This window comes from Acidobacteriota bacterium (assembly GCA_040754075.1).
Taxonomy (GTDB): Bacteria; Acidobacteriota; Blastocatellia; order UBA7656; family UBA7656; genus JBFMDH01.
Genome location: JBFMDH010000016.1, coordinates 1 through 20,587 on the forward strand (window position 1 = coordinate 1; position 20,587 = coordinate 20,587).

Sequence of the window (20,587 nt, forward strand, 5' to 3'; positions counted from 1 at the left end):
AGCGGCAGTAGCGGCAGTGGCAGTGGGTTAGTGAAATACGGAGTAGCGGCGAATCCGAACCGGGTAGCGAGGAGCGGGACGTTGACGATAGCGGGAAAGACCTTCACCATCAACCAAGCCGCTAAACCTTAGCGATTTGCCACCGATTTATTGGCGAATCCTGAAATTACGCAACAAAGCTGGCGTCTTCTAAAATGGTGGTTGGCCACGAATGAGCTGGCGAAATCAAGAGCCTGTCGGATTACTGATGCGACCATTCGCACAATATTCCGACAGGCTCCATCGTTTTTACCTGGCAATTATCGTTCAAGTTTCAATGCGCTTGTTTCAATGAAATAAATATCGCCGAGACCGTTTTGTGGGCTGTGCAAGCGTTTCAAAATTTCCGCGTAAGTCAATTTTTTTGCCGAAGGTTTATCGATGACACTGCGCGCGCTTGACCAGAAAAAATATTTGCCGTCAGGCGAAAATTTCGGCGAGAATTCATCCGCCGAAGAATTGAACGGCGCGCCGAGGTTTTGCGCCTTTGTCCATTTCCCTTCACGGTGGTAGCTGATATACAGGTCATAGCCGCCCATTGAATCGGGACGACCGCCCCCCGCCATGAAAATCATATAACTTTCATCAGGAGCGATGTATGGCTCGAACTCATCAAATTCGGTATTAATCGCCTCTCCTAAATTTTCCGGGGTCTGGTATTGACCGTTCACCATCGGCGCGCGATAAATATCGGTTCCGCCTTTGCCACCGGCGCGCCGCGAACCAAAGTAGAGCGTGCCGTTAGTTGCAACCGTAGGATAATATTCGCTCGTTTCGCTGTTGACCGTTCTGCCGATATTGACTGGCTTTCCCCAACTGCCATCACTTTGTTTATCCATCATCCAAATATCCAAATCGTGCAATTTATCGTCAGCTTGCTCACCGGGTCGTGGACGCCTTGAAACAAAAAAGAAATGTTGAGCATCGGCGGTGATGAAAGGATCGCCGTCACAGTATTGACCGGAGAAGGGCGCAACCTGCGGCTCGCGCCAACGTCCGCCGCTCAGTTGCGAAACCACAATAGTCCAGAAATTGAAATCGGGGGTAATCTTCAAAAAATAGAGCGTCTTGCCATCCGGGGTAAACGCCGGATGCGAATCATAATCTCCGGTTGAAATCACTTTGGGCGCGAACAGCTTCGCTTCAGGCGTTGCGGTTGAGGTTGTCTGTTGCGGTTGCGCCTGGGGGGCGCAAAGCGCCAATACAATAATGGCAATCGCGACCATTGCCCATCGTTTTTTTTTCATATGTCTCCTCTCAAGATTTTCTATTAACTTATTCAAGCAAGTATCGTCGCGCACATTCAGACGGAAATCAGCAAGTTCTGATGAAAAAATAAACTATGCCATTTCGTGTCTGCTTCGAGGAACTCGTTCTTATGATAAACTCGGCAAATCGCTATAGAGTTTGTAAGCGGCTTAGTGATGATTATGGCTCGGTTGGTTTTTGTGCCTGCCCTGCAAAACGTGTAGTAGATAAAAAGCCAGGCGTCCTGAAAATAAATGACTCAAGTTTTTGTAAGAGAAAATTGATTTATGAAAACCGCTAAGTTCATTATCAGTTGGTTCACCATCTTTTTGTTGTTCATCGCCGGTTCGCCAGCGGCTCAAAAAGTCTCCGACAGTCAAGCGGACGAAGCCATCATTGAGCAGTTAAAACGCGCCACTCAGGAATTGCTCGACGCCGTTGCTTACGGAGATACCCGCGTTTGGCAGAAGTATCTTGCAACAGGATGTCTGTATACCGACGAAGAAGGCAATGTGAAAACCAAAGAAGAGTTGCTCAGGGAATTGCGACCGTTGCCGCCGGGTTATATTGGCTCGATTAAAATGGGCGAGCCGAAGGTTTTCCGACAGGGCAACCTCATCGTGCTCACGCATCGCGACCGCGAATCACTCGAACTATATGGACAGAAATTGTTGACCTGGTTTCATTCGACAGATACCTGGGTGAAGCAAAGCGACGGAGAGTGGAAACTTGCTGCTGTGCAGGTGATGGCGATTCCGAACGAACGCAAGCCGCTGGCGGTTGACCCGAAAAAATTACCGGAAATTTTCGACGCTTATGTCGGGCAGTATCAAATCGCGCCTGACGTGACCTACATCATCACGCGCACCGGCAATCAACTATTTGGTCAACGAAGCGGACGTCCTAAAGAAGAGTTGCTGTTACTGGGGATGGATATGGTTTACCGCAAAGGCGTGTGGCGCGGCGAAAAAGTATTTGAACGAGATGTCACAGGCAAGGTGGTAAGAATGCTCGACCGCCGCGAAAACAACGACCTGATATGGCAGAAGGTTAAATAAACGGATTGAGGTGAGGCGTTCCTTCTTCAACGATGGAGTTTTGCGACAGCGTCCCCTGGTCAGGAATAATACCAAAATCAAATAAGTTGGTGGGTGATGAACAGCGAGTTTTATGGAGTGCTGCGACTTGTCGCAGCTTTTATTTTGCAGGAACCCCCCTTAAATATTGGCAAGGATTTCAAAAGTTTTATGCAAATCAAAAGCGGTGACCAGTCACCGCACTCCAAAGCTTTAGCTCACCTACCTTTGTGATTGCTGCATAATCCGGTGAAGAGTTGGCGCAGAGTTTGTCCCTCGCCTGATCGCTGCAAATAAAAAAGGCTGGAAGAAATCCCAGCCTTTTTTATTTTTTGCCTTATCGCTTTTTAGAAGGTATAGCGCAACCCGAATTGCATCACGCGCGGGGTGCCTTGAACGGTATCAAGGTTAGCCCAGGTCGGTGGTGGTGCAGTTAAATCGGGGTCGATATCCAAACCGAAAGTTGTGCGGGAAAAGTTGACCACTGTCAGGCGTTGGGTGTTGGTGACATTGAACACTTCCCAACGGAACTGCAATTTGTGGTTTTCCCAAGGCATGTTGAAGGATTTACCCAAGCCCATATCGAGTGCGATGTAGGCAGGGATTCTGAGTACATTGCGGTCTCCGGTCTCGCCCGGTCGGGCATTGCGGAATGCTTTATATGCCGCTTCCGGGTTAGCAAACAGTTTAGGTGCCAATTTTCCGCCACGAGTCGGGCTGGATTCGATTGGCACTACGCGAACCCCGTTACTTTGCACGTTCCAGTTGGTTGCCCACTGTTGCGCGTCAAACGGGGTTTGCACCGGCAGTCCGCCATTCCAACGGAAGATTCCCGAAACCTGCCAGCCACCTAAGAAGGCATCGACAACGCTGTTGGAACTGCCGAGGAATTTTCTGCCTTTTCCAAATGGCAATTGATACACGCCATTGGCATTGATGATGTGGCGAATGTCGAAATCCGAAACTGCGCGGTTATCTTTCGGTCTCAGCGGATTGAGAATGAACGCCGAACCATAAGCGCCGCTGGTTTGCAGACCCGATACGTCATCGATTGACTTCGAGAAGGTGTAGTTGAAGTCAAAGGTCAAGGAATCTTTGTAACGTTCACGAACGGTCAGCGTGCCCGCGTGATAATCGGATGCCGCTACGGTTGAGAAGGTCGATAGCGCGGCATATTGCGGATGGAAGAACATATTGGGAGAGACTCCCAAATCGTCAATTAACAACTGAACGAAAGTCCAGTCCAGAACATTGAAGAAATCGAATCCGAAGAAATCTTCGCGCGCCACGATTCCATAAACCGCCTGCGTTGAACTGACCGTCGGGTCGCCCCAGAAATTATCGCCAAGATTGGGGAAGAGGTTTTCAAAGTAAGCAATTTTCGGAACCTTGTTGAGCGGGGTATTTTGAGCGCGCAGGTCATGCAACATACCTGCTGCCGTATACCAATCCAAACCGGATTTCGGATCAACCAGATTGTTCAACGCCATAATGTCGCGGGTTGCCAGCAGGTTGCGAGCCGAGCGCCCGATGTAGGCGGCTTCGACGAACAATCCACCCGGCAGTTTGCGACCATAGGAGAAATTCCAACTGTAATTGACCGGCGTGATAATCGTGTCATCAAGTGAAGATTCGATGCGTTGCGCTTCATCAGCAGGCGTTTGCAGCGGGAAGGTTAATTTTGCCGGCGTCGAGATTCCCGGCAGACTGCGCACATCCTGTCCGATGCCGGTAAACAGCGGTGCCGGACGGGTCGTGACGTTATAAGTATTTGCGGAAATCACCTGCGACGATGAAAATCCGAGGGTGTTATTGAGGTCGAACTGCACGGCGAGTTGCTGTCCGAAATTATCGTGAGTGATGGCAAAGCCACCACGGAAAACCGAATCATCGTTACCGCCAAAGATTTTCTTCAGGAAACCACTATTGAAATTCGGTGACCAGGCAACGCTGACGCGCGGTTGGAAATTGTTTTTATCGAATTTGTAAAAGGGTTCGCCGCCGTTAGCGGGTCCTGCCAAATCGACTTCGATTAAATCGTTGAACGGCACACCGTTTAAGGCGCTGGCTTTTCTCTGCTCGAAATAATCGCCAAGGCTGGTGGTCGGTTTAACCTGGAAACCGTTGGCTTCATAAACCGGGCGGCTCAAGCCATAACGCAACCCGTAGGTGATGGTTAAATTCTGTTTGAGTTTCCACGAATCCTGCACATAGAGGTCGTACTCTTCTGTGGCAAAGGTTCGATCAACCGATTGACCGACGGGAAGAATACCGCCATCCCGGTCAAAGTTGAAGTTGGCATTGTATTGCGAGAATCGTCCGATGACCGAGGCGACTGCCGCCTGCACACCGGCGCGGAACCCCGACGCAATACCGGTAATCGGATTGGTCAACACGCCTCCCGATTGATCGTAGAACGAGGGGTTAATCGTCGCAAAATCGAAAGAGTTCGAGGTGCTGCCGCGAGTGTTACGGATGACGCGAATGTTGGTGCCAAATTGATAGGTGTGATTATCGCGAACATAGGAGGCGTCATCAATGAAATTGTGGACGGGTGTGGTGCGGCTGGTGGTTCGTGAGAATGCCAGCGGCGAAAATACAAAACGGAAAGTCGTCGCATTGCTTGAAGAATCGCCAAGCGAGGTGAACGCCAATCGCGTCAGCCCGTAACGGAAACTGTTGACCAGATTGTTGCCAATCGTCCAGGTATGACCTGCGGCGATGCCTGTCGGATGGCTCCACAGTTGCGGCGCTGGCGTATCGGGGAATTGCGGCGCAAAGCCGAATACGTCTTGCTGATAATTGGCTCTGACGAAAAATGAATGTGCAGAATTCATATTATAGTCAATCTTCAGCGTGTGCGCTTCGAGTTCAACCGGCGTCTTGGCATTGAAACGGAAGCCGCCAGTATTAAATCCATCGCCAGTCGTGTCATCATTGGCGGGATATTTACTGGCTGCGTTTGCCAGTAAAGCAATCGCCGCGGAATTGGTGCCGACCGCCGGAAACAACTGGTTAAGGTTGGTTCTGGTCAAAGTGGTGACGCCGCCGCTGGTATTCGGGAAGCGCACTTCACCGCGTCCGAGGCTGGCAAGCGGTACGGTTCTTAAAGCCGTCTGTTCGCTGGAATCGCGACGTCCTTCAAAACTGTAAAAGAAAAACGCTTTATCTTTTTTAATCGGCCCCCCAAGGGTTGCGCCGAAAAGATTTCTCAACAGTTTCGGTGTCGGAATGCCGTTGCGGTTGTTGAAGAAGTCATTGGCGCTGGTCGCGGTGTTGCGGTGGAATTCATAGAACGAGCCATGAAATTCGTTGGTGCCGCTCTTGGTGACCAGTGCTACCTGTGCGCCCGATGAACGTCCCTGTGTGGCATTGGGGTTGGTGGTGGTGACGCGGAATTCTTCAACCGAGTCGGTTGACACGCGCAACACGCTTTCAAAAGCCGCCGCGCCCTGTTGTTCGTTGACGTCCACGCCATCAAGGGTCACGTTGCCCTGGTCGGCGCGTGAACCGGTTACCGAACCATCGGGCGCAACGCCGGGTTGCAGACTGAGCAACTGCACGATGTTGCGGGATTCGAGCGGCAGTTGAGTGATTTGCTGCGAGACGAAGTTGTTGCCGATGGTAGCGTCTTGTTTATTGAGGAAAATTTCAGCCGAACCGGCGGAAATGGTTACCGCTTCGGTGATGTTACCGATTTCAAGACCAATATCGACGTTTGTCGGTTTATCTACCAACGCTTTGACGGCTTCGATGACCGATTTTTTGAAGCCCGCTGCTTCGGTTTCGATTCGATAAGTTCCCGGCGGAACCAGGTCGAATACATAGCCGCCATTTTCTTGAGAAGTGGTGGTACGGGTAAAATTGGTTTCCGCACTTCGTAGCGTCACGGTTGCTCCTGCTACTGCTTTGCCTTGCTGATCGAGCACCGAACCGCGCACCGATGAGGTGCCGGTCTGTGCGGGAATGGTTGCCGCCAACAGCAAAACCGTAAGCAAGAGGCATACAGGACGCTTGATGGTTAGGTCAAAAAGAGATTTTCTTCTTGAACGCTTTTTCATGAGTAGCCTCCTTCAGATTGGTTGGCTAGAAAAGTTTGTAGCCAAAATAAAAACTCATCTCCGCTCCGATGGCTGAATGAGCAGAAAATAAATTGAGGATTGAATCGTCTGTGTTTCATCGAATTGATGTGAATCGATTGACTGATTCAATCGCCTCATTAAACAACGATCTGGTTGATTTTCGCGACGAATCTTTTGTCCGTCTTCACTGCCTTAGAATCTTACCGAGATTTAATGCTGATTTCCCCCGGATCAAGGGTTGGCTTATGTTATGACGCTCAAGGGGTTTAGTCAATAGTATGCGGGAATTGAATGACTTTCATTCATCAGCCTAATACACACGATTATCGGGTTGGGTAGTCATCAACACCCCGTTTTCGACCGATATGCGATAACTGGTGCCGCCCGTGCCCTGCCATTTTTTCAGATTGAAGGTGCCCTCCGGGTTCAGTCGATAGACGGAAATATTGCGATAGGTCAGTGGGTCGCCCGCTTTCATCCGTTCGGGTTTAGTCGAAACGTTGAGAAAATAGGCAGTATTTTTACCACCTAAAGTGGCTTGCCCCTGCGCGTCGATCAACACCGCGGTTTCGCGGTCGATGGCAATTGCTCGCAGGGTTTTTGCCCACCCGTCACTTTTCATTCGCGCCAGAAACACAAGCAATCGTCCCATGCGGTCGCGTTCAACAAAATGCGAATCGGTGATGAGATTTCCAAGGTGCGGTAAGGCAAGAAAATTTTTATCTAAAATCACCCGTTCATGGAAGGGATTGGCGAGCGCGTCTTTTGAGGTGACAGTGTCTTTTAAAGCCGGGAAGAGAAATTCGCCAAGCACGGCAAGCCCGGCGCTGGTGCCGCCAATCGGCGCATGTTTTTCGACCAGAGATTGAATCGCCGTTTGCACCGGCGTGCCTTTCCAGAAGTTGATGTAGTTGCCCTGATCACCGCCCGCGATGAATAACGCCTCGGCATTGCGAATCTTTTCAATGACAAACGGGTCACTTGCCACTTCGCGGGATTTGATAATCAAAGTTTCAACCGAATCGACTTTGCCGAGTTTATTGATATAAGGGTTGTAAGCAGAAGTTCCCGAAGCGCGAAGCACCACGAAATCGCCGCCACCGGAACGTTCAATCATCCATTGAAAAGCCGCGTCAACATCCGTGCCGCCGCCCAGTAACGCAAGCCCACCTGTCGGTTTGGTTTTGACGTCAAGCGAACTCCCGATGACGTGATACTCGAAATCTTTTTGCGCCTGGGCGTGTGTGTCAGCTGATAACAAAATGAAAAGCAGGACGAGCAGTGGAATTGCGAAAGGCGTGAATCGATTCATAAGCGGTAAAGAAGTTTTCAGTTTTCAGATGGTCGAGGTTGATTTGATAAACCATCAACTTCAGGCAAACAACTGAAAACTGAAAACGCGAAATGGCAAACTATTTGATTTCGTCGGCGGAATAGATGGTCACTGTCGTTGCCGAATCATATTCAAATAACTCATCGGCTTTAAAAAATCGCGGCACTTCGTTGGCGGCGGTTTCCAGTGAATCGGAAGCATGAACCAGATTGGCTTGAATGCTCATCGCCCAGTCGCCGCGAATCGTGCCGGGGGCGGCGGCGCGGGCTTTGGTAATGCCGCACATATTGCGCACGGTTTCCACGGCGTCCAAGCCTTCCAGACAAAGCGCGATGACCGGCGTCAGTTGCATGAAACTTTTGATGCCGCCGAAAAACGGTTTATCAACCAGATGGCTGTAATGTTCCTGAAGTAAACCGTCGCTTAAAGACATGAATTTAATCCCGGCGATTTTTAATCCTTTGGCTTCAAATCTCGATAAAATTTGTCCCGCAAGTCCGCGTTGAATGGCGTCGGGTTTAATTAATACTAAAGTTCTTTCCATGTGATAGGTCTCCTAAAAAATGAAATTAAGAAACCGACATCTTACCGACTGGCGCTTTGTTTTGACAAGTAAGCGGTCTGGCTTTGCAAGGGGAATATAAAAAAGAGCCTGATTTTACAGGCTCTTTTAAGAATGAAGGATAAAAAGTTGGCTTCAACCTAAGAGCAATCATGAGCGCACTACTCATCACCCGGTCGGCGTTTGCCTCTTGGCGGGTTGCCCTCTTCGATATTGTAATCGGCAGGCACGCTGAATAACGATTTCGCCGGTTCTTCGAGTTTGATATTGGTCAAACGATAAGTCGTGGTGCCGAATCGCGGGTCGCTATATTTGGTCATCACCACGGTTTGTAAAGCCGATGAATACCAACGCTCGGAAACTACTTCGAGCGGACGGTCATTGCCGATTTGTCCGACGGGAATCGTAGTTACCGAACGGGTGCCTTCGGCTTCGACGCCGTCAATGGTTTGGTTGCCGAGGGATTCAATTTTAGCTTCGGGTTTTACGGAATCCTGCGGTTCCATCGGTGGCGGTTGATTGGAAAACCGCATCTTTCGCGCCTGTTTATTTTCCGCATCGAGAGCATAATGCGAACCGCTAACCGGGTCGTTGATAAACACCATACGCGGAGCATTGTCAGGCGAACTGATGGGACCGAAAAAACCGACTTCCTGTTCTCGACGGGTGCGCCCTTCGCCATCACGATAGATGAAGCCGGTGGTTTTCTTGGTGAGTTTGGTGCCGTCGGCAAGGGTTTGCACACTTTCAACGACGACCTGCGCGGAAAACGGCGAACCTTTAACGGTCTTTTCACCAAAGCGCATCTCCGAAGAGAGGAAGTTGCTGCCCATGCCGTTTTGAAATGGCGGGCGTTCTCTGCGTCCGTCGCGCTCGCCGCGTCTGCCTTGCTCAAATGGCGGTCTGCCATCCGGGGGCGGTCCGCCCCCCGGCGGCGGTCCACCCGGATGCGGACGACCTTGCGCGAAAGCATTGATACCGCCAAGCAAAAACGTGAGCACGATGGTGAGTTTGATTATTTGGGTTATACAGGTTCTCATCTTCACTTCCTCATGGTTGAGTTTTCAATATTTTCTCAACTAATCATCACTGTTTTGAGTTCTGGAATAGACAAAGCGAATGGCGCGCGCCAACCCGTCGTCGCCTACCACGACATCTGCTTTGACCATTTCACGGTCACGTTCGACATTCATCGGCAGCCCCATCGCAATCAAGGTCGAACGCGACACCATCATCCGCACCACATGACCGCTTTCCATCGCCGTGGCGTCCGAGACATAAGTCAACGGGATGTAATCGGTGGTCACTTCATTGCTACTCGGCGCTTTGACTGAACGTTTTGTTGTACCGGCAACCACTCTATCCCGACGCGGCGCAATTTTATTTTCAGGTTGAGGTGAATTGCTGCCACCAGCAATTTGATCTTGTTTCTGCGGTTGATTTTCGGGAGCCGGCGCAATTGCTTTTTGCTCATTTTCTTTGGTTGGCTGTTCAACCGGATTTTGAACCGGTGCGCGTGCATCCTGTTTGGGTTCATTGCTCTGCAACGGTAACAGGCTCAATGCGCCTACGGTGAGCAAAACCACGATGGCAGCGGCGGCGGCGATCCAGAGCCAACGCGAAACGCCAGTCGGTTTAGGTTTTGCGCTCTGAAATTGCAAAACCTTATTCGGCTGGGCAGTAACCGGTGCAGAGGTACGATGCAAATTGAGGTCATCGCCAGTTGTGATAGGGCGCGGCGCGTGTGAAGACGGCGTATGTTCAGCGAAAGCTTTCAACAAGGCAGCTTTGGTGTGAGCGGAAGCTTGCCCGGTTTCAGCATTCGCCGTCACTTGCAACGCCTGTGTTAAGGCACGCTCGTTCACCAGACGCGCCGCGCAGGGGGCGCACGAATTTTTATGCGCCAAAGCGAGTTTGTATTGCGATGCTTCAATTACTTTTCCACCAGCCAGATCACTGGCAAGCGTTTGAAATTCTTTACAGTTCATAATACGTACCTCGCAGGAATGGAACTGCTGGTCGTGGTTTCAATGTCCGCAGTTGTCTGCAATTTTTTCATCAACAATTCGCGGGCGCGCGATAATCTGGAACGCACGGTTCCGACCGCACAGCCGATGATGCTGGCGGCTTCTTCATAATTCATCTCATGCAGATTGCACAAAATGATGACTTCGCGGTAATGCGTCGGCAGCGCGAGCACAGCTTGCCTCACCGCGTCAATCACCTGATTGCGGGTGAAATCGGCAAGCGGGTCTTGTCGGCAAATCATGCGTTCATCAATCGAACCACTGTCCGCTTCGTCATCATCGGGCATCGCGACAAAATTTTTATCCCGCTCCAATCGTTTCAACACGCGATTGCGGGTGATGCCATACAGATAGGTGGACAGCGAACCGCGCGTCGGGTCAAATTGATAAGCATCGCGCATCAGGGCAATAAAGACATCCTGCGTCACATCTTCGGCAAGCGTTTCGCTGCCGCTCATGCGCAGGGCAAAGCGGTAGACGCTCGGTTGCCGTCGTTCATAAATCATCTCGAAAGCCACCAGGTCGCCGGTCGCCATCAGCGGCAATAGCTCTTCGTCTGTGAAGTGTTCAAGCGTTCGGCTCATCTGTAATTGGCAACTCACTTGTTATCTCTCAGTGCTTAGTCGTTATTTGTTCTTCAATGGTTTCAAAATAATTTGCCGCTTGTCGTTTGCGAGCGTTTTCGGCGCTCAGCAACAGCCGCTTCATCAATGAACGCAAAACTCGCCGCGCTCTAAAGGCGCGGGTTTTGATTTTCGATTTGCCCCAACCCAAAATCTCCGATAGCTCTTGAATGGAATGCCCGTCTCTATCCAGGAGCATCAAAATCAGGCGATCTTCGGGTTCGAGTTTTGCAAGCAAGCGTTCGGCAATATCGATTGCTTCGCGTCGTCGTTCATCGCTTAAAAAAAGTGTGTGTGCCGCTTCAATCATCTGCAATTCGTACCATTCGTTTTCGGTTTCGGCTGAGGGCATCACACGTTTTTCCTGATGGCGACGTTCAGAGCGAAAATGATTATAACAGGCGTTCACGGTGATTCTGGCAATCCAGGCGTCAAACGACCGTCCGCGGGTAAACGTACCGAGCGAAAAATAGACCCGCGTAAAAACCTCTTGCGCCACATCTTCGATCACATCACGCCGACGAAAGAAACTGCCGATAATGTTGAAGACTCTCTGGCTGAAATGGCGCACCAGTAATGCAAAAGCCTCCGTATCCCCATCGACAGAACGCCTAACCCAATCATCAATGAGGAGGAATTGTTGAGCGGTGGGGTTTTCACCCGAAGTATTACCGTCAATTGTCAAAGAACCGGAATTTTCATCACCCGCGAATGCCGCATCTTCTACCGGTTGGTTGCGCTGGTTTGTGGTTTTTGATGCGACCATTAATGTCCCGATATTTTCAAAAAATAATCGGCAAGCGACAAATTGCTTGTGTGTCTCCCGATGCAACAAGCAAAGAGGCGCTCGCCAATTCCTTTAAATTGTGACTGTCGATTTCATCGCTCCGGTTTTCCTTAAAAATAGACTTCTTGCAAAAGACCAGCCTTCGAGGGCACTTCGCAAACCTGCTTTTGCAAGAAGCCCGGATTCCCCTATGTGGAGAAGAGACAAGCAGGAAAACTATTTGCCCGGCTTCTGGTCGCCGCCGAAAATGCGCGTGGCGACAAATTGACCGCTGTCGTTTTTCGCGCCTTCGGCTCGCGCATGGTCGCCGACTTTGAAATCGGCTAAAGTCGCGCTTTGACGATTGCGATTGAATGTCGTCTGGGCAGTGACCAGTATGGTCTGACTATCGCCTTGAAAATTTTTGACGGTGATGGTTCCGGTTGCCGCATCAATGGCGGTGACTTCGCCGCCAACACCATTGAACCGTCCGCCGCGACCGCCTGGAGGTCCCATCGGGGGACGGTCGCCACCCATTACTCTTTCAGCCACGAATTGTCCGTTGGCATCGCGCGCGCCGAGTGCCATTACGAAATCATCTGTTTTGAACGCGGAGAGCGTCGCCGCTTCACGATTGTATGCATAAACCGTTTTGTCGGTGACGGTGAACGTCAGTTCTTCGTCTTCACGGTTTTTTACTTTAAATGTGTTGCCGCTGATTTCTACGACTTTACCGGCAAGCTGTTTTGCCGGGTCGAAATTGGGCGGGCTGCCGCGACGACCCTGAGGGGCTTGGGAAAAACTGTCAGGTTGAATTGCGACATTAAAAAGAACTGCCAGCGCGATACTGAGCATGATTTTGAATAATTTGTCTACCATTTCCTCTCCTTTGTTTGAACCAGTCTGAGCTGGGACGCTTGTCAGGATTTAAATTCATTTATTTTATTTCCACTGTATGGTGTCTTCGTGTACATCGGTGATGTCCTTGAGGCGGCTATATAGTTCCACAAATTTAAAAAAAATATTTTTGCGACAGGCTGACTTTATGAGCGGCGATGCTTTGCTAAAATGAAACGACGCAAATTCACTGATGGTCAGGAGAGTTGAACATGAGAAACCTGAAATTACGAATTTTATTCAACCGGACGTTTATCTTTTTTTTAGCCGTCTTCATTTTTTTACCGCTTTTCGATTCGCAAACCACGACTCAGGCAAATTCCGATGAAGCGAAATGGGTCGAGCGCACTTTGAAATCGCTCTCCTTGCGCGAACGCATCGGACAGATGATTGTGGTCTCTGCGGTCAGTGAATTTGCCAACACCAGCGGCGAACGATTCCAGGAAATTCAAAAACAGATTGTTGAAAATAAAGTTGGCGGCATCATCGTCAGTTGGGGCAGCGTCAACGAAATCGCTGCAATGACCAATGAATTTCAACGCCTGGCAAAAATTCCTCTGCTTATCTCTTCGGATATGGAACGAGGACTCAGAATGCGCAGTCGCAACGGCACGCCGTTTACAACCGCGATGGGCGTCGCCGCAACCGGCGACCCGAATGCCGCCTACACCCAGGGAAAAATCGTCGCCCAGGAGATGCGCGCCATCGGCGTGAATTGGCTTTACGCGCCGGTCGCCGACATCAATAACAATGCCGATAATCCGGTCATCAACATTCGCAGTTTTGGCGAAGACCCGAAACGGGTTGCGGAATTCGTCGCCGCTTTCACGCGAGGCGCGCGCGATGGCGGCGCGCTTTCGACCGCCAAACATTTTCCAGGGCATGGCGATACGGCGACCGATTCGCATATCGGATTGCCGACCATCAACGCCGACCGCGCGCGGCTGGATTTGGTAGAACTTGCGCCTTTTCGTTCGGCAATCGCTGCCGGTGTCGATTCGATTATGGTCGCGCACATCGCTTTGCCGCGCGTTGCCGGTGACGAAATGCCCGCGACCCTTTCGCCGAAACTTTCAAGCGAACTGCTGAGACGCGATTTGAATTTTCAAGGCATCATCGTCACTGATGCTTTGGGAATGGGCGCAATCGTTAAAGGTTTTCCAAATGGCGCGGCAGCCGTGCAGGCAATCAAAGCGGGCGCAGATGTCGCGTTGATGCCGCCAGACCCGAAAGCCGCGATTGATGCCATCGAAGCGGCGGTGAAAAACGGCGACATCACAGAAGCGCGCATCAATGAATCGGTGCGCCGGTTGCTCAAAGCGAAATATAAACTCGGACTTGCAAAACAACGCTTCGTTGATTTAGCGGCGGTCAATCGTCTGGTTGAACGACCGGAAAATGTGCAGCAAGCCACCCGTATCACCGAAATGTCGATGACGGTGCTGAGAAATAAAAATCAGATGTTGCCGCTTGATATTGAAAGCGCCAATCGAACCCTTTTCGTTGTGCTTGCCGCAGACGATGATGTAGAAGAGGGTCGCGCCTTTATCCCGCAAATTCAACAGCGCAGCAACCGCGCCAAAATCATTCGCCTCGACCCACGCGCAACCGCCGATGAATATCGCGTTGCAATCGACGAAGCGATGAAGGCTGAAAATGTCATCATTGCGCCTTTCGTTAAACGCGCGGCTTCCAAAGGTACGGTGGCGCTCCCGGAAACTCAGGCACATTTCGTGCGCCGCATGATTGACCTCGCGAAACCGGTTGCGGTCATCGCCTTCGGCAGCCCTTATTTGATTCGCCAGTTTCCCAATGCGCCGGTCTATCTGGTGACCTATGCCATCGAAGAGAATGTGCAAATCGCCGCTGCCCGCGCATTGTTTGGTGAAACCGCGATCAAAGGACATTTGCCCGTAAGTATTCCCAATCTCTTTGAACACGGCGCAGGCTTAGAAGTTGGGGTTAAGAAATCCACCGCAGCGAATTAGCCGGGACTGTATTTAATAAAATTTTTTTGAGCCGGTTATTTTTTCTCGCAATCATTGCGATGGAGTTAATACCGGTATTGTACGATTGCCATTTTCGCTGAGGCGATTGAGTGGTTGGTAAAAAATCTTTAATCTTGCCGGTTGAAAAATCATCCGAATCCGCTAAGATAATCACACTGCCGGAAACAACTTTAATAAATGCGCTTTTATATTTTGAAAGGAATTACCCAGCCGATGTGGAACTTCAGATTATCGCTCTGTCTTTTGTTTGTGCTCGCGGCATTTTGTCTGCCGCTTCATGCGCAACAACCCTGCAAACCGCCAACCTTACTGACCAATTCGCAACAAACCAACATCTTTTCCGAACCGCAGGAAGTTGATTTGGGCGATGCGATTGCCGAACACCTGCAACGCGATTTTCGCATCATTGATGATGATGAAGTGACTGGCACGCTCAAACGCATTGGTGAACGCCTCGTCAAACACCTGCCGCCGAATAATCTGCGCTTTCAATTCTTTTTGGTTGAACTTCCCGAAGCCAATGCCTTCGTGCTGCCCGGCGGTCGCATCTATGTGTCGCGCAAGTTAATTGCCTTCGCGCAAAATGAAGATGAAGTGGCGGGGGTGCTCGCGCATGAAATCGGGCATCTGCTGGCGCGTCAACACGGCATCGATATGACGCGACTCTTTCGGGAAGTGCTGGGCGTCAGACAAGTCACCGACCGCAAAGATATTTTTGAGAAGTACAATCAACTGGTTGAAAATTACGGGCGCAAACCCGAAGTTTTCGGGCGCGGCGGCAAAGATGAAGAACAGATTGTTGCCGATCAAATCGGGCTTTTCGCATTAGCCAGCGCCGGTTATAACCCGCAAGCCTTTGCGACATTCTGGGATCGGTTTGCCGAAACCAAAGGCAAGACCGGCGGCTTTTTCTCGAACCTTTTTGGCACCACCAAACCCGAAGAAAAACGGCTGCGCGAAATTATGAAAGGTTTGGCGACGCTGCCTGCTTCGTGCATCGAAACGCGAAGCGCAGGAAAAGCCGACGAATTTCAAAAATGGCAAACCGCAGTTATCAACTACACCGGCATCGGCAAAAAAGAAAATCTCCATGCGGTTCTGTCCAAAACCGTTTTGAATCCGCCGCTCAGAGGCGAAACCAATCATCTGCGTTTCAGCCCGGATGGCAAATACATTCTGGCGCAGGATGATTCGGGCATCAATGTGTTGACCCGCGAACCGCTCACCGCATTATTTCGCATACGCGCGCCGGAAGCCGAACCGGCACAATTTACTCCCGATTCGCAACACATCGTTTTTCATAACACTGACCTGCGCGTTGAGCTGTGGAGTATTGCCGAACAGAAATTAAAAGAGGCGCATGAACTGTTCATTCGCAAAGGCGCATTGCAGAGTTTGCTGTCGCCCGATGGCAGGACGTTGGCATGTCTGGACGCCGAATTAACCTTGAGCCTTTACGATGTGGCGAGCGGCGCGCCGGTATTTCAGAAAAAATCTTTTTACACCCCAAGCATTTTTGACATGTTGATTTTGCGACTGATTGAAATTTTCAGCCGGGATGATAATGAAGTCAGTGATTTGGATTGGATCAACATGGGATTTTCTGCTGACGGGCATTACTTTGCCGCCGGGCAACGCAGCACCAATTTCAATGCCCTCGGCGGTTTGAGTACCGAAAATGCAGCGATGATTTTTGATTTACAAAACAAAACGGCGTTGTCATTGAAAGGCAATGTGAAAAAGATCATTGCCAACGGGTTTGCCTTCGTCGGCGTTGACCGGCTCATGGGGTACAACCGCGAAGAACCGAATAAATCGCCGTTGATGATGTTGCCATCTTGTGAAACGGTTGAGCAGATTCCGCTCGGTCAATTCCCGATGTTTAATTCAAAATTTGCGGTGGCAACCAAAGGCAATTATTTGATTGCCCGACCTGCGGCGCAATATGCCGTCGGGGTAATGAATCTGGCAACTAAAAAATTCTTTCTCGGCAGTAAAAGCGCGGCAATTGATATTTATGACGATGTCTTTTTGTCGGAACGGGTGAATGGCGAAGTCGGATTATACGGGGTTGATAAAAGCGATTTGCGCACCAAAGTCGTGTTGCCGCCCAATCAATTGGGCAGGTTGCGCGCCGAAGCCATTTCGCAGGATTTCAACTGGGTCGCGGTTTCCGAACGCGCGCGCGGAGCAATCTGGGATTTACAAAAAGGCGAACGGGTTTTTCATGTGCGCGGCTTTCGCGGCGGACATTTTGGCGAAGCCAACGATTTCTATGCGGATTTCCCCAAAAACGCCCAGGACCCGCGTCAAATCGGGCGTTTGAATTTGCTGTCGCGCAATGCCGACGTGGTTTCCAAGCTTGAAGAAGACCGCGTCCGGCAATACGGCAACTATCTGTTGGTTACAAAACCCGCGAAGAAAGATGGGGAATTCGGCAGAGATATAATTTTGGAGATGCACAATGCGAAAAATTATTCGCTGATGTGGTCGAAGCCATTTCCCAAAGAAGCGCCGACGGTCTGGGTGAATGGGCGTGAAGAGATGATGGTTTTATCCTGGGCAACCTCTACGAAGTTCGCTCAGGACGAAATTAAAAAGGATGCCGAATTGGAAAAGAAAGCCGACGCCATGAAAGAGAAAGAGGGCGATTACTTTCTGCAAATTCTGGATGCGAAAACCGGTGATGTGAAAGGGCGATTGTTGATTGAAACCGGCAAAGGTTCATTCCGCATCACCAATGTTTTTGCGGCGCAGGATTGGGTGGTGATTTCCGATAGCCAGAATCGGGTTTTGGTCTATTCGCTTTCGGCAAACGAGCAGAAAGGCAAGGTGTTTGGCGGACGCGCGACATTGAGCAAAGCCGCAGGGCTGTTATGTGTGGAAAACCAAGAAGGGCAATTGTCGTTATATGATTTAGCGACGATGGAAAAACGCGACCAGTTAAATTTTTCAAGTCCGCTGTCGCTCACCGCATTCAGCGCCGACGGGAAAAAATTATTTGTGCTTACCGGCAATCAAATCGCTTACGTTTTTGATGTCACCGCTTTCGGGAAATAAATCTCATCAATAGACGCAATCTGATGCTTTTAAGGTGTTGAGATAATAGATTGACTGCGGCGTAAAAGTGTTGAGCCATTGGTCAATACCGCCGCGCAATGACAGATTATCAAACTGCTGGCGGCTATACCGCCAACCGACGATTACTATAGCGGTTTGCGAATGAAGGTAAGGAGTAATGTAGGCAGGGCTTGTCCCTGCCCTTACAATTGATTGCAAATCGCTCTAATGCAGGAAACCGGATACCAGCTTCACGACATAAAATGACAAGGCGGCAATCAGCGCAGACATCGGGATCGTCAGCACCCACGCCCAGATGACCGACCGCGCTACGCCCCAGCGAACTGCCGATAGACGTTTGGAAGTGCCGACACCGGCAATCGCGCCGGTAATCGTATGCGTGGTACTTACGGGGATGCCGCCATAAGTCGATGCGGCAATCGCAATCGCGCCTGCGGTTTCGGCGGCAACGCCACCAATCGGACGAAGCTTGGTAATGCGTGCTCCCATTGTATGAACGATGCGCCAACCACCTGACAATGTGCCAAGCCCGATGGCTGCATGGCAACTCAACACCACCCAGATCGGCACTTCTTTCGTCGCGTTGGGATCAATATTGGCATAAACCAGAACTGCCGCAATGATGCCCATAGTTTTTTGCGCGTCATTGCCGCCGTGACCGAGGCTGAATAAAGCAGCGGAGAGCAGTTGTAGTCTGCGGAATAATTTATCGACGCGCTCAGGGGCTTTGTTGCGGAAAATCCAAAGCAAGGCGACCATTAATAAAAGTCCAAGCAGCATCCCGACCAGCGGCGAAATGACGATGAAGGAGAGAGTCTTAACCCACCCTTCCTTAACGAACAATCCATCGAAGCCACCATGCGCCGCAACCGCAGAGCCTGCCAGCCCGCCAATCAAGGCGTGCGACGAACTCGAAGGCAACCCGTAATACCAGGTAATGAGATTCCAGATAACTGCGCCCAATACCCCGCAAAATATCGCCCATAAACGCCAGTTTTCGCCGATCAGTTGAATATTGAGCATGCCTTTGCCGATGGTTGAAGCGACTTTGGTTCCGAATATGGCAAAGGCGATGAAATTGAAAAATGCTGCCCAGATGACCGCCGCGCCCGGCGACAGCACGCGCGTCGAGACCACTGTGGCAATGGAATTCGCTGCATCATGAAATCCGTTGACGTAATCGAATATGAGAGCAACCAGTATGATAACAACAACAAAGACCATCAACGCCGACATAGGCGTGAACCTCCTCAGTCCGGTAGCCGGTAGTCAGTCAGCAGTAGCCGGTTTTGAATTTCTTGATTAGCTGACTTCACTTGCTGACTAATCAGCCTGGCTACCGGTTGCTGGCTACCGACTGCCGACTATTTATTTTTAACCACAACGGCTTCGAGCGCTTCGGCTACATCTTTGCAACGGTCGAGCGAGTTTTCCAATTCTTCATAGATGGCTTTCCACTTGATGATCGAAATCGGGTCTTTTTCTTCTCTGAAGAGAGCGCGAATGGAATCGTTGTAAAGTGAATCGCCCTGTTTTTCAAGGTCATAAATGGCTCGCAAATGCCTGGTCATCAATTCATGTTTTTCCAATTGCGCAAAAGCATGGGCAAGTTCTGTAGTGGCTTTTCCCAATAGTCCGGCAATTTCAGGGACATTGTTTTTCGGTTGGGGAATATCGTAAATATCGAGGTTTCTTGCCAGTTCGTTGATTAAATCAATGACATCATCCAACTCTTTAACCAGCAGGAAAATATCCTCGCGATCAAGCGGAGTGATGAAACTGGTGTTGAGTTTCTGGGTGATGGTGGCGGCGATTTCATCGCAGGCTACCTCTACACTTTTAATCTGTTCGGCATATTTCACCCGATTGTCATAATCCTGGAATAGTTTTACAAAAAGGCTGGCACCATCGTTTACTTTTGAAGCCATTTCGTGCAGCCATAAAAAATATTTTTCTTCTCTTGGAATGAATCGAAATCCCATATTTCCTCTTTTTAAATCAATTTAGATTTCGCAAAGACGCTTGATTCTAGGGAGCATCTTGTAGAGCGTCAATTTAACATATGTTAAATAAATCTTAAATCTCTATAAAAATTTAGCGTCGAATAGTTTTAATTTAAGGAAGATTTTCAAAGGGGAATCGCCCGGAGTTGCCCAAAGATTCTTTGAATAACTCCGGGCGATTGGCATTTTGTGATGGCAAAGCCGCTTTTCGGATTAAAGCAGGTTGCCGCCTGATAAAATCTTTAGCGTCTTTGGCGGTGTAAAGCGTGGTCAACAACGGCAAGCATCGCCTGACTATTTAGTTGCCCATTGAAAAACTCATTTACCCGTTCGATGTTTGCCGCAGGGGTTTCGAGCGTGTCGTTGTAACTGATATAGAGGCAAGCCATATTTGGTTGACTCGCAATAAAGTTTTCGATGTCCTGCAAATGTTTGTTGAACATCGCCGCCATTTTATCATCGGCGATGGTATCGGTCGGTTGTCCGCGTCGTATGAGCATCTGTCGCTGCGATGCGAGTATCTCTTCCATCTTGCGGCGCATGAAAATAATTTTGTAATGGTAATCTTTCGGCAAAGGTTTCAAGAGCATGGAAATCACTTTGATGACCTTGCCCTGACATTCGCTGACCCAGGAATTGTCTTTGTCGAGTTGTTTAACCTTTTCGAGTTCGTAATAGCCTTTGGGATTGTCTTCATCGGCGGTTCTCAGATTATCGGTTACGGCTTCAAGACCGCCTTCTACGAGCATCTTCATCATCATCGAAGTTCCCGAACGCGGAAGCCCGGAAACCACGATGATGGACTTTTGATTATCAAACATTTAATCGTCCTCTTAAAAAT

At 50.0% G+C, this 20,587-nt stretch carries 15 protein-coding genes; 3 read left to right on the forward strand and 12 right to left on the reverse strand.

Going from position 1 to position 20,587, the window contains the following annotated elements; translation table 11 throughout:
• Positions 1–299: 299 nt before the first annotated feature.
• Positions 300–1,286 (reverse strand): hypothetical protein, encoded by a 987-nt coding sequence (locus tag AB1757_17420; GenBank protein MEW6128821.1) that lies wholly within the window; start codon positions 1,284–1,286, stop codon positions 300–302.
• A 288-nt stretch (positions 1,287–1,574) separates the two neighbouring features.
• On the opposite strand from AB1757_17420, the gene AB1757_17425 reads away from it, so the two are divergent.
• On the forward strand, positions 1,575–2,345 hold the full coding sequence (locus AB1757_17425; protein MEW6128822.1) for a DUF4440 domain-containing protein: 771 nt from the start codon (positions 1,575–1,577) through the stop codon (positions 2,343–2,345).
• A gap of 365 nt (positions 2,346–2,710) precedes the next feature.
• Here AB1757_17425 and AB1757_17430 read toward each other — a convergent pair whose 3' ends face one another.
• From AB1757_17430 to AB1757_17465, 8 genes are all read right to left on the reverse strand, one after another.
• The gene (locus tag AB1757_17430; GenBank protein MEW6128823.1) at positions 2,711–6,424 is read right to left on the reverse strand and encodes a TonB-dependent receptor; all 3,714 of its coding nucleotides are present in this window, start codon (positions 6,422–6,424) and stop codon (positions 2,711–2,713) included.
• 331 nt (positions 6,425–6,755) lie between these two features.
• Entirely contained in the window at positions 6,756–7,757 is a 1,002-nt protein-coding gene (locus AB1757_17435) for a cyanophycinase (GenBank protein ID MEW6128824.1), read from the reverse strand.
• Positions 7,758–7,857: 100 nt separating this feature from the next.
• A complete protein-coding gene (ndk, locus tag AB1757_17440; GenBank protein MEW6128825.1) occupies positions 7,858–8,322 on the reverse strand; it encodes a nucleoside-diphosphate kinase in 465 nt (154 codons plus the stop codon).
• 179 nt (positions 8,323–8,501) lie between these two features.
• Positions 8,502–9,380, reverse strand: a complete 879-nt coding sequence (locus AB1757_17445) for a hypothetical protein (protein MEW6128826.1) — start codon at positions 9,378–9,380, stop codon at positions 8,502–8,504.
• Between the two features lie 39 nt (positions 9,381–9,419).
• Entirely contained in the window at positions 9,420–10,328 is a 909-nt protein-coding gene (locus tag AB1757_17450; GenBank protein ID MEW6128827.1) for a hypothetical protein, read from the reverse strand.
• Positions 10,325–10,969, reverse strand: coding sequence for a sigma-70 family RNA polymerase sigma factor (locus AB1757_17455; protein MEW6128828.1), 645 nt, complete (start codon positions 10,967–10,969; stop codon positions 10,325–10,327). The genes AB1757_17450 and AB1757_17455 overlap by 4 nt, the downstream gene beginning before the upstream one ends.
• A gap of 10 nt (positions 10,970–10,979) precedes the next feature.
• Positions 10,980–11,756, reverse strand: a complete 777-nt coding sequence (locus tag AB1757_17460) for an RNA polymerase sigma factor (protein MEW6128829.1) — start codon at positions 11,754–11,756, stop codon at positions 10,980–10,982.
• Between the two features lie 237 nt (positions 11,757–11,993).
• Positions 11,994–12,635, reverse strand: a complete 642-nt coding sequence (locus tag AB1757_17465) for a DUF5666 domain-containing protein (GenBank protein MEW6128830.1) — start codon at positions 12,633–12,635, stop codon at positions 11,994–11,996.
• A gap of 230 nt (positions 12,636–12,865) precedes the next feature.
• Between AB1757_17465 and AB1757_17470 the strand changes: the two genes are divergently transcribed.
• Together AB1757_17470 and AB1757_17475 are read left to right on the forward strand one after the other, a co-directional pair.
• Positions 12,866–14,641 carry a glycoside hydrolase family 3 N-terminal domain-containing protein gene (locus tag AB1757_17470; GenBank protein MEW6128831.1) on the forward strand — a complete coding sequence of 592 codons (1,776 nt, stop codon included), beginning with the start codon at positions 12,866–12,868 and terminating at the stop codon, positions 14,639–14,641.
• Between the two features lie 234 nt (positions 14,642–14,875).
• Positions 14,876–17,722: a M48 family metalloprotease gene (locus tag AB1757_17475; GenBank protein MEW6128832.1), complete on the forward strand. Its 2,847-nt coding sequence runs from the start codon at positions 14,876–14,878 to the stop codon at positions 17,720–17,722.
• A gap of 225 nt (positions 17,723–17,947) precedes the next feature.
• Here AB1757_17475 and AB1757_17480 read toward each other — a convergent pair whose 3' ends face one another.
• From AB1757_17480 to AB1757_17490, 3 genes are all read right to left on the reverse strand, one after another.
• A complete protein-coding gene (locus tag AB1757_17480; GenBank protein MEW6128833.1) occupies positions 17,948–18,979 on the reverse strand; it encodes an inorganic phosphate transporter in 1,032 nt (343 codons plus the stop codon).
• A 128-nt stretch (positions 18,980–19,107) separates the two neighbouring features.
• Entirely contained in the window at positions 19,108–19,725 is a 618-nt protein-coding gene (locus AB1757_17485; protein MEW6128834.1) for a DUF47 family protein, read from the reverse strand.
• 263 nt (positions 19,726–19,988) lie between these two features.
• Positions 19,989–20,567 carry a sulfotransferase domain-containing protein gene (locus tag AB1757_17490; GenBank protein MEW6128835.1) on the reverse strand — a complete coding sequence of 193 codons (579 nt, stop codon included), beginning with the start codon at positions 20,565–20,567 and terminating at the stop codon, positions 19,989–19,991.
• Positions 20,568–20,587: the final 20 nt, after the last annotated feature.